General features: G+C 61.8%; 14 protein-coding genes. 8 read left to right on the forward strand and 6 right to left on the reverse strand.

The genetic code is table 11. The features are described 5' to 3' along the window. The first annotated feature begins 85 nt into the window (after positions 1–85). From AC3EMP_RS28395 to AC3EMP_RS28410, 4 genes are all read left to right on the forward strand, one after another. Complete coding sequence (locus AC3EMP_RS28395; protein WP_352667246.1) at positions 86–862, forward strand: metallophosphoesterase family protein; 777 nt, start codon at positions 86–88, stop codon at positions 860–862. Between the two features lie 248 nt (positions 863–1,110). Then, positions 1,111–2,163: an SH3 domain-containing protein gene (locus tag AC3EMP_RS28400; protein ID WP_352712060.1), complete on the forward strand. Its 1,053-nt coding sequence runs from the start codon at positions 1,111–1,113 to the stop codon at positions 2,161–2,163. A gap of 235 nt (positions 2,164–2,398) precedes the next feature. Beyond that, a complete protein-coding gene (gene carB / locus AC3EMP_RS28405) occupies positions 2,399–5,902 on the forward strand; it encodes a carbamoyl-phosphate synthase large subunit (protein ID WP_352712059.1) in 3,504 nt (1,167 codons plus the stop codon). A gap of 200 nt (positions 5,903–6,102) precedes the next feature. After that, entirely contained in the window at positions 6,103–7,512 is a 1,410-nt protein-coding gene (locus AC3EMP_RS28410; RefSeq protein WP_023691530.1) for a hypothetical protein, read from the forward strand. Positions 7,513–7,563: 51 nt separating this feature from the next. On the opposite strand, the gene AC3EMP_RS28415 is transcribed toward AC3EMP_RS28410, so the two are convergent. The 3 genes from AC3EMP_RS28415 to AC3EMP_RS28425 all read right to left on the reverse strand — a co-directional run bounded on the left by AC3EMP_RS28415 (position 7,564) and on the right by AC3EMP_RS28425 (position 9,512). After that, positions 7,564–7,956 (reverse strand): Rid family hydrolase, encoded by a 393-nt coding sequence (locus AC3EMP_RS28415; protein ID WP_352712057.1) that lies wholly within the window; start codon positions 7,954–7,956, stop codon positions 7,564–7,566. A gap of 238 nt (positions 7,957–8,194) precedes the next feature. Then, positions 8,195–8,659 (reverse strand): cupin domain-containing protein, encoded by a 465-nt coding sequence (locus AC3EMP_RS28420; protein WP_023823444.1) that lies wholly within the window; start codon positions 8,657–8,659, stop codon positions 8,195–8,197. A 301-nt stretch (positions 8,660–8,960) separates the two neighbouring features. Next, positions 8,961–9,512: a DUF4142 domain-containing protein gene (locus AC3EMP_RS28425; protein WP_352712055.1), complete on the reverse strand. Its 552-nt coding sequence runs from the start codon at positions 9,510–9,512 to the stop codon at positions 8,961–8,963. A 325-nt stretch (positions 9,513–9,837) separates the two neighbouring features. Between AC3EMP_RS28425 and AC3EMP_RS28430 the strand changes: the two genes are divergently transcribed. Then, positions 9,838–10,176, forward strand: coding sequence for a hypothetical protein (locus AC3EMP_RS28430; RefSeq protein ID WP_023697061.1), 339 nt, complete (start codon positions 9,838–9,840; stop codon positions 10,174–10,176). Positions 10,177–10,463: 287 nt separating this feature from the next. Here AC3EMP_RS28430 and AC3EMP_RS28435 read toward each other — a convergent pair whose 3' ends face one another. Both AC3EMP_RS28435 and AC3EMP_RS28440 read right to left on the reverse strand, forming a co-directional pair. Next, entirely contained in the window at positions 10,464–10,952 is a 489-nt protein-coding gene (locus AC3EMP_RS28435; RefSeq protein WP_352712053.1) for a GNAT family N-acetyltransferase, read from the reverse strand. 5 nt (positions 10,953–10,957) lie between these two features. Next, complete coding sequence (locus AC3EMP_RS28440) at positions 10,958–11,887, reverse strand: transglycosylase SLT domain-containing protein (protein ID WP_352712052.1); 930 nt, start codon at positions 11,885–11,887, stop codon at positions 10,958–10,960. Between the two features lie 177 nt (positions 11,888–12,064). Here AC3EMP_RS28440 and AC3EMP_RS28445 point away from each other — a divergent pair, with 177 nt between their 5' ends. Further along, on the forward strand, positions 12,065–12,646 hold the full coding sequence (locus AC3EMP_RS28445) for a methylated-DNA--[protein]-cysteine S-methyltransferase (protein ID WP_023671959.1): 582 nt from the start codon (positions 12,065–12,067) through the stop codon (positions 12,644–12,646). A 19-nt stretch (positions 12,647–12,665) separates the two neighbouring features. Here the strand turns inward: AC3EMP_RS28445 and AC3EMP_RS28450 are convergent, their stop codons facing one another. After that, a complete protein-coding gene (locus AC3EMP_RS28450) occupies positions 12,666–12,992 on the reverse strand; it encodes a hypothetical protein (protein WP_352626150.1) in 327 nt (108 codons plus the stop codon). A 298-nt stretch (positions 12,993–13,290) separates the two neighbouring features. On the opposite strand from AC3EMP_RS28450, the gene AC3EMP_RS28455 reads away from it, so the two are divergent. Further along, a complete protein-coding gene (locus AC3EMP_RS28455; protein WP_015316174.1) occupies positions 13,291–13,503 on the forward strand; it encodes a cold-shock protein in 213 nt (70 codons plus the stop codon). A 230-nt stretch (positions 13,504–13,733) separates the two neighbouring features. After that, positions 13,734–13,934 carry a hypothetical protein gene (locus AC3EMP_RS28460; protein WP_352712050.1) on the forward strand — a complete coding sequence of 67 codons (201 nt, stop codon included), beginning with the start codon at positions 13,734–13,736 and terminating at the stop codon, positions 13,932–13,934. Positions 13,935–14,013 lie beyond the last annotated feature (79 nt).

Below are 14,013 nucleotides of genomic sequence, written 5' to 3' on the forward strand. Positions count from 1 at the left end.
TCTCAAGGGCTTGATAATGAAGGCAGGGGCTTGATAACGAAGACCGGCCGCAAGCCTCAACGGGCTGCACCAAGGAGCCCGCCGCATGCGCATTGCCGTTCTCGCCGACATCCATGGCAATGTGCTGGCGCTGGATGCCGTGCTCGCCGATCTGGCGCGGCGCGGCGGCGCCGATCTCACCGTCAACCTTGGCGACTGTGTCTCCGGCCCGCTCTGGCCGCGCGAGACGTTCGAGCGGCTCGAAGCGCTCGACCTGCCGACGGTGCGCGGCAACCATGACCGCCGGGTCGCGGTCGATCCGGCCGACGATGTGATGTGGGCTTCAGACCGCTATGCGCAGGAACGGCTGACATCAGCGCAGCGCGAAGCCCTGCTCGCCCTGCCCTTCACGCTGGAGATTGTTCCCGGCGTGGTCGCTTTCCATGCGCGGCCCGACCATGACGAGAAATACCTGCTCGACGCGATCGTCGATGGCCAACTGGTGCGCGCGCCGCTTGCCGCTATTCAGCGGCGGTTGCAGGCGCTGGACCCGGCCTGCCGCATCGTGCTGTGCGGCCACAGCCACCGCGCGGAACTGGTCCGTATCCCCGGCGGCCCCTTGCTCTTCAATCCCGGCAGCGTCGGCGCCTCCGCCTATGAAGATGACACGCCCCCGGCGCATGTTTCGGAGCAAGGCAGCCCGCATGCGCGCTACGGCATCCTCACCTTGGATGGCGAAGGACCCGACCGTTTCGAGACCATCGCCGTCGACTACGACCACGAAGCGGCGGCGAGACAGGCCGCACAGGCGGGCCGACCGGAATGGGCGCATGCGCTGAGGACCGGCTTCATGCCCAAACCCTCTTGGCAAGGCTCCGCTTGACCGCACGGCTGCGCCCTGCTTCCGCCTCGCGGCACCAAACATCGGACGCATTTTCAGACTTACATGGCCGCGTATCGTCCCTTATAAAACCGCCTCGGCATACGGCAGGACTGCTGCCGCAAGGGTAATCGGCGCACGGCCAAATGATGAGGCGCACAATCCGAACCATTTTGCATCGACTGACTGGCGCTCCGCTCCTGCGGGCAGCCCGGTTGTTGGCGGGTCCGTTGGTGGTGGGCCCGTTGTTGGTGAGCTTGCCGGCCAATGCCGAGGACGCGCCTGCCGACATCGTTTCCATAGTGACCGAGCTCGGCCCAGGCGATCTCCTCAACATCCGCGCCACGCCGTCGCCGGTCGGCAGAACCCAGGCGCGTCTGCCGATCGGCTCGAGCGTCAGGAATTTCGGCTGCAACGAAGTGGACGGCCACCGCTGGTGCAAGGTCGAGGAGATCGACAATCCACTGGTCAAAGGCTGGGCGCCCGCGCGCTATCTTATCCCCGACAATCCGACCGTGGTCGAAGTTGACGCCGTGCCGCCCCAGGTGACCGCCAGTGCTGAAGCCGGCGGCCCGGCGCTCGCGCCCGACATGCCGACGCAGCCGGCCAACGTGGCCGCAACACCCCCAGCAACTGCACCTGCCGCCTCTGCCGCTCCGCCTGTACCCACTCAGGCTCCACCCACCCCGGCTGCACCCGCGCCGGCTCCACTCGACCTGACGGAGCGCCTTGGCAGCACGGATCCGGGCGCGCCGAAGTCCGCCGCCGAGATCGGCAGGACCGCCATGCAGGATGCTTATGGCCTCGCCTTCGCAGCCAATGAAAGCCCGAGGACGGGCGAGATCCCCGCCACGGAGGCTCCGGCGACGGAGGCCACGGGGACGCCGGTACAGGATTCCGCCGCGTCTGCGGGAGCAGCGCCGGATACGGCGTCCGCGCCGGGGGTACCATCCCCGACGCCACGGCCAGACCAGGCCAAAGCTGCGACCGCTACGCAAACCGTTGCACGGCTGGAACCCCCGCCCGCCCTCGGCGCCACCGCCGAGATCCCCTGCGCCCGCTATGTCGGCCAACCGATGACCCGCTGCGCCGTCAACATCGTCCACAATGGCGCCGACAAGGCAGACATCACCGTGACCTGGCCCGACGGCGGCACCCGCGTCATCTCCTTCTATGCCGGCATGCCGGCCAACTCGGATTCGCCCAGCGACTTCCGCTTCACAAGGGAAGGCAGCCTCAACATGATCCGCGTCGGGGTATCAGAGCGGTTTGAGATTACGGATCAGCTCGCGCTGGGGGATTAGGTGTCAGGCAGTAGGGAATGGGCAATAGGCGCCTTAACCTCGCTCCTGCCTAATCCCCACTGCCTGATCCCTACTGCCTAATCCCTACTGCCTAGCCTCATTTTCGGGGTTACATCTCCCAAAACTCTTCCCTATAAGGCCCTCCTAGCCTGATACCAGAATCGCAAGCACAACCGGCCGGGTCTTCCCGTCCCGGTTTTTCGTGCAAGCCGCTCGCCGAACGGAACTCACAACGATGCCAAGACGCACCGACATCAAGTCGATCCTGATCATCGGGGCCGGCCCCATCGTCATCGGCCAGGCCTGTGAGTTCGATTATTCCGGCACACAGGCCTGCAAGGCGCTGAAGGAAGAGGGCTTTCGCGTCATCCTGGTCAATTCCAACCCGGCCACCATAATGACCGACCCGGAACTGGCCGACGCCACCTATATCGAGCCGATCACGCCTGAAGTCGTCGCCAAGATCATCGCCAAGGAGCGGCCCGACGCGCTGCTGCCGACCATGGGCGGCCAGACCGCGCTCAATACTGCTCTGTCGCTGCGCCGCATGGGCGTGCTCGAACGCTACAATGTCGAGATGATCGGCGCCGACGCCACGGCGATCGACAAGGCCGAGGACCGGGCGCTGTTTCGCGAGGCGATGAAGAAGATCGGCCTGGAAACGCCGAAGTCGATGCTTGCCAATGCCACCGATGTCAAGAACGCCGACCGCAAGACGCACGAGGCCGAGCGCGCCGCCGTAAAGGCCGAGGCGCCTGCCGACCTCGATGCCGCGCTCGACGCGCTGGAAACCCGCTGGAACCTCGGCGAAGGCGACCGCAAGCAGCGCTACATCAGCCATGGCATGGCGATTGCCGCCCAGGCGCTCGACCATGTCGGCCTGCCCGCCATCATCCGCCCGTCTTTCACCATGGGCGGCACCGGCGGCGGCATCGCCTACAACCGCGCCGAATTCTACGACATTGTCCAGTCCGGCCTCGACGCCTCGCCGACCACCGAAGTGCTGATCGAGGAAAGCGTGCTCGGCTGGAAGGAATATGAGATGGAGGTCGTCCGCGACAAGGCGGACAATTGCATCATCGTCTGCTCGATCGAGAATATCGACCCGATGGGCGTACACACCGGTGACTCGATCACCGTCGCGCCCGCGCTGACCTTGACCGACAAGGAATACCAGATGATGCGCAACGCCTCGATCGCGGTGCTGCGCGAGATCGGCGTCGAGACCGGCGGCTCCAACGTGCAGTTCGCCGTCAACCCGGCCGATGGCCGCCTCGTCGTCATCGAGATGAACCCGCGCGTCTCGCGCAGTTCCGCCTTGGCTTCGAAGGCGACCGGCTTCCCCATCGCCAAGATCGCGGCAAAACTCGCCGTCGGCTACACGCTGGACGAGCTGGAGAACGACATCACCGGCGGCGCCACGCCCGCCTCCTTCGAGCCGAGCATCGATTACGTCGTCACCAAAATCCCGCGCTTTGCCTTCGAGAAATTCCCCGGCGCCGAGCCGGTGCTGACCACCGCCATGAAGTCGGTCGGCGAAGTCATGGCCATCGGCCGCACCTTCCAGGAGTCCCTGCAGAAGGCTTTGCGTGGATTGGAAACCGGCCTCACCGGCCTAGACGAGATCGAGATCCCCGGCCTCGGCCACGGTGCCGTGGCTGCCAACCACGCCGACGACCGCAACGCCATCCGCGCCGCGCTCGGCACGCCGACGCCCGACCGGCTGCGCATGGTGGCGCAGGCGATCCGCATGGGCACCTCGCTGGAAGACGTGCACGCCATGTGCAAGATCGACCCGTGGTTCCTCGAACAGATCGCCGGCATCGTTTCCATGGAAGCCCGCATCCGCGAGCACGGCATTCCGCAAGACGCCGTCAATCTGCGCATGCTGAAGGCGATGGGCTTCTCCGATGCCCGCCTCGCCTCGCTGACGAAGACCGACGCCGAAGTGATTGCGAAGATTCGTGAAAAGCTCGACGTTCATCCGGTTTATAAGCGCATCGACACTTGCGCGGCCGAGTTCGCCTCGCCCACCGCCTACATGTACTCGACCTACGAAGTGCCCTTCGCCGGCGCGCTGGCCAATGAAGCGCAAGTGTCAGCGCGGAAAAAAGTCGTCATCCTTGGCGGCGGTCCGAACCGCATCGGCCAGGGCATCGAGTTCGACTATTGCTGCTGCCATGCCGCCTTCGCGCTGCGCGACGCCGGCTATGAAGCGATCATGATCAACTGCAACCCCGAGACCGTCTCGACCGACTACGACACCTCCGACCGGCTCTACTTCGAACCGCTGACGGCGGAGGACGTGCTGGAGATCCTGCGCGCCGAACAGGCCTCGGGCGAACTGGTCGGCGTTATCGTCCAGTTCGGCGGCCAGACGCCGCTGAAGTTGGCCGATGCGCTGGAGAAGGCCGGCATCCCGATCCTCGGTACGTCGCCCGACATGATCGATCTCGCCGAAGACCGCGACCGCTTCCAGAAGCTGCTTCATAAGCTCAACCTGACCCAGCCGAAGAACGGCATCGCCTATTCGGTCGAGCAGGCGCGCCTAGTCGCCGGCGAGCTCGGCTTCCCGCTGGTGGTGCGCCCCTCCTATGTGCTCGGCGGCCGCGCCATGCAGATCATCCATGACGAAGGCATGCTGCAGAGCTACCTGCTCGACACCGTGCCCGGCCTGGTGCCGGAGGACATCAAGCAGAAATACCCCAACGACAAGACAGGCCAGATCAACACGCTGCTGGGCAAGAACCCGCTTCTGTTCGACACCTATCTCTCCGGCGCCATCGAGGTCGATGTCGACTGCCTCTGCGACGGCAAGTCGACATTCGTCTCAGGCATTCTGGAACACATCGAGGAGGCCGGCATCCACTCCGGCGACAGCGCCTGCTCGCTCCCCGTTCACTCGCTGCCTTCCGAGCTGGTCGACGAGCTGGAGCGCCAGACGGCGGCCCTTGCCCGCGCGCTCAATGTCGGCGGCCTGATGAACGTGCAGTATGCGATCAAGGACGGCACGGTCTATGTGCTGGAGGTCAATCCGCGGGCATCGCGCACCGTGCCCTTCGTCGCCAAGACCATCGGCCGTCCCATCGCCAAGATCGCCGCCCGCATCATGGCCGGCGAGACACTTGAAGATGCCTTCGCCCATTACGGCGCCATGCCCGACCCCAGGAACCCCGGCCACATAGCGGTCAAGGAAGCCGTCTTCCCCTTCGCCCGCTTCCCCGGCGTCGACATATTGCTTGGCCCGGAAATGCGCTCGACCGGCGAAGTCATGGGCCTCGACCGCGACTTCGCGCTCGCCTTCGCCAAGAGCCAGCTCGGCGCCGGCGTTGATCTCCCCCGCTCCGGTACGCTGTTCGTCTCGGTGCGCGACGAGGACAAGGCCGGCATCCTGCCGGCGGTCAAGCGCCTCGCCGGCCAGGGCTTCAAGGTGTTGGCGACATCCGGCACGGCCCGCTTCCTCGCCGAAAACGGCGTCGACGCCCAGAAGATCAACAAGGTGCTGGAGGGCCGCCCCCACATCGAAGACGCCATCCGCAACCGCCAGGTCCAGATCGTCTTCAACACGACGGACGGCCAGAAGGCGGTGTCGGACTCCAAGTCGCTGCGCCGCGCAACGCTGATGCAGAAGGTGCCGTATTACACGACGCTGTCGGGCGCCGCGGCGGTGGCCGAGGCGATTGCGGCGCTGAAGGCGGGGAGCCTGGAGGTTCGGCCGCTGCAGGAGTATTTTGCTTGACGCAATTGGCGCTCTCACCACATCTTTCGGAGATGGCAAGCAGTTTCCATTTTCTCTATAAGGATTTTGGACAACCGAAATTGACCAGAAAAACACAAAATGATAGCTCCGGCAATTGCTGTGAATGGGTCGCGAAATAACTTCTCAGAAACTCAACTTTATGTAGAATGGTACTTTGGATTTTCCGAAAGTGATATTCTATGGCCACGGACAAAGCCCCTATAACGCCTGCAGTGGACCTCCCAGCGCCACCGACCCAGCTCGATTTATCTGGAATCCAAGAGCTAGCTAGCGCGTCAACTATTCCTCCTACAAAGGAAATTGACATTTCATTCTTTTCGCATCGATCGCGAAAATCCACTCAGCTGGTTGGTAACAAGAATACAGTAAATCTCCTCAAAGCAAAGAGAGAGTGGCTCAGTTTCGACCTTGTCGATACCGTATATATAACTTCGATAAAAGTTTTTGCGACCGGTTATGAAGAACACCATGAAATGGAGATTAGCTTCGTAGACGGGTCGAACGGTGGCAGAACCGAAGAGTCGAAACGATATGACGGATCATCTTTTAATTTTGAGCCGAATAGATTTGTAAACGGCTTCGGAATTAGGCCGAGTGAACGATTCTGGAAATCGGCAAGCATAACAAGAATCGAAATTAAGGGAGTTGAGCAGAAATACTTTTCCGCGATCGTAAAACTTTTTGACGATATTGCAGGCGAGCGGGAAAAAATCGAAAACTCTCTTAGGGCCTATCTTGAAGAAGCCAAAGTCTCGTTTAACAAAATTGAAGAAAACAGCTTAGAAATCTCCAACCAAAATGACGCGATTGAGGCAGGAGAATCCGAAATCAAAGACCTCAACGCGAAGGTGCAGGAATTAGCCGACACAGCTGACGAGGTTGAAAGACGAATTGCGATTGGTGTTTCGGTTGAGAACGAGCGCAACGAGCGCGTGACGGCGATAGAACTAAACATTGACAAGCTAAATGCCGACAGGAAAGCACTTAGCTCCGAAATATCCAGCAAAGAGGCGATACTTAGGGAGTTAAAGAATAACATAAATTTATTTCCAACCGAAATTGCCGGTTATGTCAAACAAGGAACAAACAACATTAAGCTATATACTGGAATTTGCGCTGTGCCAATTTTAATAATTGGACTAGTAACAGCTAGATTATTTTTAAACTCTGAGCGACTATTGGATTTCTTCCTTCAGAATAATCAAATGGGAATCATCGAGTTCCTGATCTCACGAGCACCGTATGTGATCATATCGGCATCAGTCCTAGCTGTGTGCTATTCAATTCTATATCGTCTAATATCGGAAATTATAAATATCAACCGCAAGAGACAGGACCTCTACAAAATAAGCATCATTGCCACTGACGTCTCTTACGCTTCCCAAGACGAAATGGAATTAACCAATGATGAGCGATATGAACTCCGAACACAGACTAAGATCGAGATGTTAAAGGAGCATCTTAAGCATCATATGAGCGAGGATTATTTATATGCTCCAAGCAAAAGCTACGCGAGTACACTTCTATCGATGCTAGCTAGGCGGGGTAGCAAGGCGGACAACGATGAGACTGATAAGGCGGCCGCATAGAAAATAGCACGGCCGGATTGGAACGCCAGAGACGGCGGCTGCCACCGCTCCTCACGCCACCGCCACGCACTCGATCTCGATATCGAACTCCATCGGCCATGATGCCACCGGCACAAAACTGCGCGCCGGCGGGTTGACGCTGAAATACCTGGCATAGACCCGGTTGATGGCGTTGTAGAAGCCGGAATTGACGGCGTAGATGCGCACCATCACCACGTTTTCCAGCGAGGTGCCGGCCGCTTCCAGGCAGTGTTTCAGCGCCTTCAGCGACGCCTCGGTCTGCACCTCGATGTCGCCGCGCACCATCTCGCCGGTCACCATGTCCACCGGCGGCGTCGCCGAGATGAACACGAAGCCGTTGGCCCTCACCGCCGTCGAGCAGGGCAGCCCGAGCGCCCGCACCTTGGCCGACATCACGGGCACTTCGATGACTTCTTTTTTCACGGTGATGCTCCCTTTGTTTGCCAAGCTGGCGCCAAGGCCCCCTCACCCAGCCTCCGCTTCGCTCGGCTGACCTCTCCCCGAGGGGAGAGGAGCCGGTCAGCGCCAGCGCTTCCCTCTTCTCCCCAGCGGGGAGAAGGTGGCCGCGAAGCGGTCGGATGAGGGGGCCGGCGCCACCTTTAATCGTGAGGAACTTATCCCCCCACCCAGCGAACACCAGCGCCGAAGCATGGTCCAGCCCTCACCCCTGCCCCGGATACAGCGTCCCATCCTTGTGCAGGAACCGGCCATCTGAACTCGGGCTCATCATATCGATGTCGGAGCAGGTGATGACATCGTCGGGATTGCGCGAGCCGACTTCGAGATAGCGCGCCGTTGCCGACGAGCGGTTGATCATGTGATGGCCGTTGCCGCTGTTCTTGGCGAACGTCGCGCAGTCGCCGGCTTTGAGCACCGTCTCGCCGCCATCCTCGACCAGCACCAGTTCGCCTTCCAGCACATAGACGAGCTCATCCTCATGGCTGTGCCAGTGGCGCTGGCTCGACCAGCCACCGGGCGGGAGGGTCATCAGATTGACGCCGAAATCGCTGAGCCCGCCGGCATCGCCGAGGCGGCGGCGCGTGCGCTCGGCGCAAGGGGCGTCGAAGGGTGCGGGGTAGCCGGAGCCCTTGCGGACAGGCACGGTGGACAGGTCGATCTTGGGCATGGGAGCTCCATTGAATTGGTGGCGGCAGTGTATGTCACTGCCGGCGCACCCACAGAGCCACTTTGCCGCAATGCCTTGCCAACGGCAGGCATCGGCCGTCGCACTCTACGGCGCCCCCCTCTGTCCTGCCGGACATTTCCCCCACAAGCAGGGAGATTGGCTGTCGCCTCAGCCTTCGCCAATTTTCACCGTCGGTAGAAAAGCACGGCGCCGACGCTGCTGATCTCCCCACTCGTGGGGGAGATGTCCGGCAGGACAGAGGGGGCGCCGTAGAATGCTATTGCTGGCCAGTCACCAACCCTCAACCCTGATGCGCGGCCGCGAGTTCCTTCACGTGCTTCTCGTGCATCTGCAGCGTCGGCAGCGTCTTCTTGGCGAATTCCTTCATCGCCGGGTCGTCGCCCGAGTTGGCATAGGTGCTGAACAGGGCAACGGCCTCCTTGTGCGCGTCCGTCTGCATCTGGATGTACTTGGCGTCAAAATCCTTGCCGCTTGCGCTCTTCAACTCGTCGAGCATTGCCTGCTCCTTCGGCTGCAGGGCCGGTCCCGCGGCTTTGGTCGAACCGGTGGTCTGGCCCTGGCTCAGCGCCGCCTTGAACTCCTTGCCGGCTTTGGTGTGGTCCTTGACCATCTGCTTGGCGAATTTCTTCACGTCAGCCGCCTTGGATTTCTCCTCCGCGAGCTTGCTCGACTGGATTTCGAATTCGTTGGAGCTAGGCACGGTCTTGACGAAGGTTGGGGTATCGACCTTGCTGGCGGCCAAGGCAGGCGCGACCGCAGTCGAGTTGGCCGCAAAGGCGGCAGGGGCACCGGCGAACAAGGCGACGGCGGCAATGGTGAGAAGCGTTTTCATCTGAGGTCTCCGATTTGAAAATTTCCCTCGGCTAATCAAACGCGGCATTGGCGGCAGGGTTGCGTCCGGAGAACTATTCGTCAGCGACCATCTGCCGAAGAGCCGTCCCGAGCCCCTGGCGGACAAACCTCAGGACAGCACGCCTCGCCATATTGCAGCTGTTCGTTCCAGTTCGGTCGACCCTCAGGCGTGAAATCCATAAGGTTCCACAGGATCTCGCAGATGCCGATGGCGCGCTGATCCTAATGGACGGCGCTGCATTGGGAGCCGGTTGCACTTCCCTGTATTGCGTCTGCAGGTTAGATTTCCGGAGCTGGGGAGACACATGCAAGAGGATGAAGAGATCGATCTGCGCTGCCCGCAAGTGGTGGCCGACAATGCCGCCAAGGGGTTGAGGCTGCGAAGAGAATTCGGCCGGGGCGGCACCGAGATCGGCGTGGCGCGGGCGACGGAACTCAAGAACCGCGAAAAGCTGGCGCCATCCACTATCCGCCGCATGGTCAGCTACTTCGCCCGCCACGAGGTCGACAAGCGCGGCAAGAATTACGGCAATGAAGACAATCCATCGGCCGGCCATATCGCCTGGCTGTTGTGGGGCGGCGACGAGGGCCGCGCCTGGGCGCTTGAGCTCAAAAAGAAGATCGGCAATGCGCCCGATATCTGAGGGCTGCCGTAAAACGACTGGCGGGCCCCAAACCCCCGCCTGGGACCCGCCAAGGAGCGGCTGAACACATGCCGGTGCAGCCCCTCCACATCTGCCAGTCGTCGATCCGCCATCGGTCGAAAGGCATGGATGGTGAGGTAGCATCCGGTTGCGGCGGCCAATGTGAAGCAGTTCACAATCCGGAGGTTTTCAACAGCGCTCGAGCAATTCCAGGAAAGGTGGGAACCGGTTTTCCCGGGAAAAGCGGGTAGCGTTTTCCCCAGGGAATTGCGGCAAGAAAAAAGCCCTTACCCTTCCCAGGCGACAGGCATCATTCCCAACCGCTCGTAGAGCCTGAGCGCGGCGGCGTTCTCGACCGTGTTGGTCTTGAGGTCGACATGGGCCGCGCCCCGATCGCGAAAGGCGTTGAAAGCCTGCCACATTAGCGCTTCGCCAATTCCTTTGCCGCGCGCTTCGGGATGGACCGCGAGGTCCTTGACGAAGGCCCTCGTCCAGCACAGCGCTGCCGCCGCCAGCCGTCCCTTGGCGTCGATGACCAGGAAACACAGCGCCGGGTCGAATTCGGCATCGCTGGATATGCGCGGCCACCATTCGTCGAACGGGCCGTCGGTGCCGTCGTCGAACACCTCGGTCAAAAGCGCATGCAAGGGCTGCGCGTCACCATGTTCGAAGCAGCGCATGGCAAAGCCGGCCGGCCAGTGCGGTGCAACGAGCGTCTCGTCGAGGATCTTGCGCAGCCGGATGTCGTTTGGAGCCGGCGGGCGCGGTTCAGGCATCGCGCTCAGGCGTCGGGCTGCAGCCGGCGGCGCTTGCGGTCGACACCGAGGCCGGTGGCCTCGAGCAGGCCTTTGCGCTTGGCGTCGAAATAATAGCCGGTCTGGTAGAGCCAATCGGCCTTCTTGGCGTTGCCACCCGCCACCAGCCAGGCGCCACGCAGATATTTGACCGCGTATTTCAGATTGGTCTCGGCGTCGAACAGGCCCTTGGCCGGCCCGTCATAGCCCATGCCGCGCGCCGTCGCGTGCTTGATCTGCATCAGCCCCCAATGGCCGTTATTGTAAGCCTTGGGATTGTAGGTGCTTTCGCGGTTGACGACGTGGCGCACCAGATCGACCGGCACCTCGTAGAGAGCAGCGTATTTCTGGATCAGCCGGTCGACGTCGCCGCGCATGCCGGTCGCATGCTCTTCTTCCGGGAGACCGAGGGGCGCGGCGGGGAACTGGCCCAGGGAAGCAGGGTTCTGCGGCACGACATAGGCTACCTGCTGCACGCCGGGCATGGCGTTCTGGCCGCCCTTGGCGGTCGCCGGCATGACAAGGCTGGCGGTCGTATATTGCGCCGCGACCGGCTGTCCGGCCTTGGCAGGCGCAGGCGCCTGCCAAGCGTTGGCGGCCATCACCGCAGGCAGGGCCGGGGCCGTGGGCGTCGCGCCGGCAAAGGCCGCGGTCGCGGCAGCCGGCTGCGGGGCGGCGGCAAGTGCTGGTGTGGCGGGAGTTGCTTCGGCCGCCTGGACGGGTGTTATGCCCGAGGATTGCGGCAGCACCGAAACCGTATCGGGCAGCGGCACGGTGAAGCCGGCATCGCTGCCGGCAGCGGTCGCGGTTTCGGTCAGCGCAGGCGTAGCCTTCATCTGCGAGGTCGATTGGCAGCCGCTGAGGGCAGCTGCGCCGACGATCACAGAGATCGCGAAAAGGTTGAATTTTGCTGGCAAGCCGCGCGGGTCCGATTTGTCGGTTGTTAAGAAGTCCTTACACCAGCGATTCCTGGTGGGCAATCGGGACCATCTGGTGGTTTTCGGGTGGCGAGAGCCGGGCTCAGATGCCATATTGTTCTGCATATGTACCGGTCGGCATCCCGGTTTTCGCCACTTTGCGGAAAGGAGCGCATCATGGAAACGGCATCTTCGATCACAGCCGGCCACGCAGTGTTAGAAACAGTGATCGGCTTCATGGGCATCGCCTGGAGCGAAAAGGGCCTGATCCGGCTCTGCCTGCCCGAAAGGAGCCGCGAAGCGGTGGAACGCCGGCTGATGCGGCATGCCGGTGTTGCCGCCAATACGACTGCGAACATTGGGCAGCCGCAATGGGTGGTCGAGCTCATCGCCTCGATCAAGGCCTATGCCTCAGGCGAGGACGTCGATTTCTCCGGTGTGCCGGTCGATCTCGACGGCGTCGACGACTTCCGTCTCGCCATCTACGACGCGGCGCGAAAACTGCATTACGGCGAAACCACCACCTATGGCGAACTGGCCAAGCGCGCCGGCCAAGCCGGCCTGCCGCGCGAAACCGGGGCAGCGCTGGGCGCCAACCCGGTGCCGCTGGTCATCCCCTGCCATCGGATACTAGCCGCGGGCGGCAAGATCGGCGGCTTCTCGGCGCCCGGCGGCTCGGCCACCAAGGAAAAGATGCTGGCCATGGAAGGCGTGCGCGTCGGCCCGCCGCCGGCGGCGCAGGTCTCGTTCGGGTTCTGAAGATCAGAAACCGGCGCGGCTAGCGACGGCGCAGGAAGCGGCGGTGAAAATGGTCGTTCTCGATCCGCTTGCAGAGATAGACCGGGCAGGATTCGGTATCGGCGCTCGGTACATAGGCGCGCTTCCTGACCTCGCCGACATTGCAGAATTGCTGGCTCTGCACATAGCGGTCGAAGAGCGGCAGCCCCGGCACGCGCCTGGACTGATAGCGCAGGATGACCGCGCCCTGGCGGGCGATCGTGCCTTGCACCCTGTCGCAGCTCATACGAGTGGGGTCGTAGCGCGAGATCGCCTGCGCCTCGGCGGCCGCCAGCGTCAGGCAGGCGGCAAGCAGAATGGTTTTCACAACCGTTTTCATGACAGTCTCCCAAAACCGGACTAACGCCGTCGGGCGTCCCGATCTTCCCGATTGCTCGACGCTTTCATGCGATTGGGGCGGCCTTTGGGCGGCGCCACCGCAACGCCATTTTTCGAGCCATCTTGTTTTTGGTGCGAAACCCGCCTATATCAGCTCCATTGATATTTCGGCCGATCGATCCGGGCCTCGCGATCTTCGCGTTTGCTGACGTCTATCTCCAAAATCTCGATACAAACCGGCTGAACCTCGGTTCGGTCAAACCAAAGCAAATGCGAGGACTATTCATATGGCAACTGGTACGGTCAAGTGGTTCAATGCCACCAAGGGCTTCGGCTTCATTCAGCCTGATTCGGGCGGTGCGGACGTTTTCGTTCACATCTCCGCTGTCGAGCGCGCTGGACTGTCGACCCTGGTCGAAGGCCAGAAAATCAACTTCGAGATCGAGCAGGACCGCCGCACAGGCAAGTCGTCCGCTGGTTCTCTGAGCAAGGCAGCCTGATTTTGCGATAGCGCGCGCCGGACGAGAGTTCGGGGCGCGCGGCAAGTCACGGATGTACTGACGGTCGCGCGAGAAGCGCGCTGGAGCGGAAAGACCCGACAAGCTGGATCAGCAGATAGCTGCCGGCCCGGACTTAAAGCTCCGATCAGGCTACCGAAAATGGGAAGGCGGGATTTATCCCGCCTTTTTGTTTGTCTGGAATTGGACGATGGCCATGCTAGTTTCGCCCCATGACCAAGCTCGAACAGATTGAAAGATCCATCGCAGCCCTGAAGACCAAAGAACTAAAGGCCTTTACCAAATGGTTCGCAGCGTATCAGGCAGAGGTGTGGGATGTGCAGATCGAGGCGGACGCCAAGGCTGGCCGGCTGGATAAGTTTGCCGAGCAGGCTTTGGCTGAACTTCACGCGGGCCGAGTTCGCCCTCTTTGAATGCGCGCTACGGCCGAAGGCCGCAAGCCCAACCGGGCATCGCGCCCGTTGGCGTCCGGTCCGGAACGAGCCGCGAAGC

Source organism: Mesorhizobium sp. P160219 (genome assembly GCF_057786095.1).

Coding starts and splice junctions, on each gene's coding strand:
- AC3EMP_RS28395 (WP_352667246.1), top strand. CDS start 86: ATGCGCATTGCCGTTCTCGCCGACATCCATGGCAATGTGCTGGCGCTG.
- carB (WP_352712059.1), top strand. CDS start 2,399: ATGCCAAGACGCACCGACATCAAGTCGATCCTGATCATCGGGGCCGGC.
- AC3EMP_RS28410 (WP_023691530.1), top strand. CDS start 6,103: ATGGCCACGGACAAAGCCCCTATAACGCCTGCAGTGGACCTCCCAGCG.
- AC3EMP_RS28420 (WP_023823444.1), bottom strand. CDS start 8,659: ATGCCCAAGATCGACCTGTCCACCGTGCCTGTCCGCAAGGGCTCCGGC.
- AC3EMP_RS28425 (WP_352712055.1), bottom strand. CDS start 9,512: ATGAAAACGCTTCTCACCATTGCCGCCGTCGCCTTGTTCGCCGGTGCC.
- AC3EMP_RS28430 (WP_023697061.1), top strand. CDS start 9,838: ATGCAAGAGGATGAAGAGATCGATCTGCGCTGCCCGCAAGTGGTGGCC.
- AC3EMP_RS28435 (WP_352712053.1), bottom strand. CDS start 10,952: ATGCCTGAACCGCGCCCGCCGGCTCCAAACGACATCCGGCTGCGCAAG.
- AC3EMP_RS28445 (WP_023671959.1), top strand. CDS start 12,065: ATGGAAACGGCATCTTCGATCACAGCCGGCCACGCAGTGTTAGAAACA.
- AC3EMP_RS28455 (WP_015316174.1), top strand. CDS start 13,291: ATGGCAACTGGTACGGTCAAGTGGTTCAATGCCACCAAGGGCTTCGGC.
- AC3EMP_RS28460 (WP_352712050.1), top strand. CDS start 13,734: ATGACCAAGCTCGAACAGATTGAAAGATCCATCGCAGCCCTGAAGACC.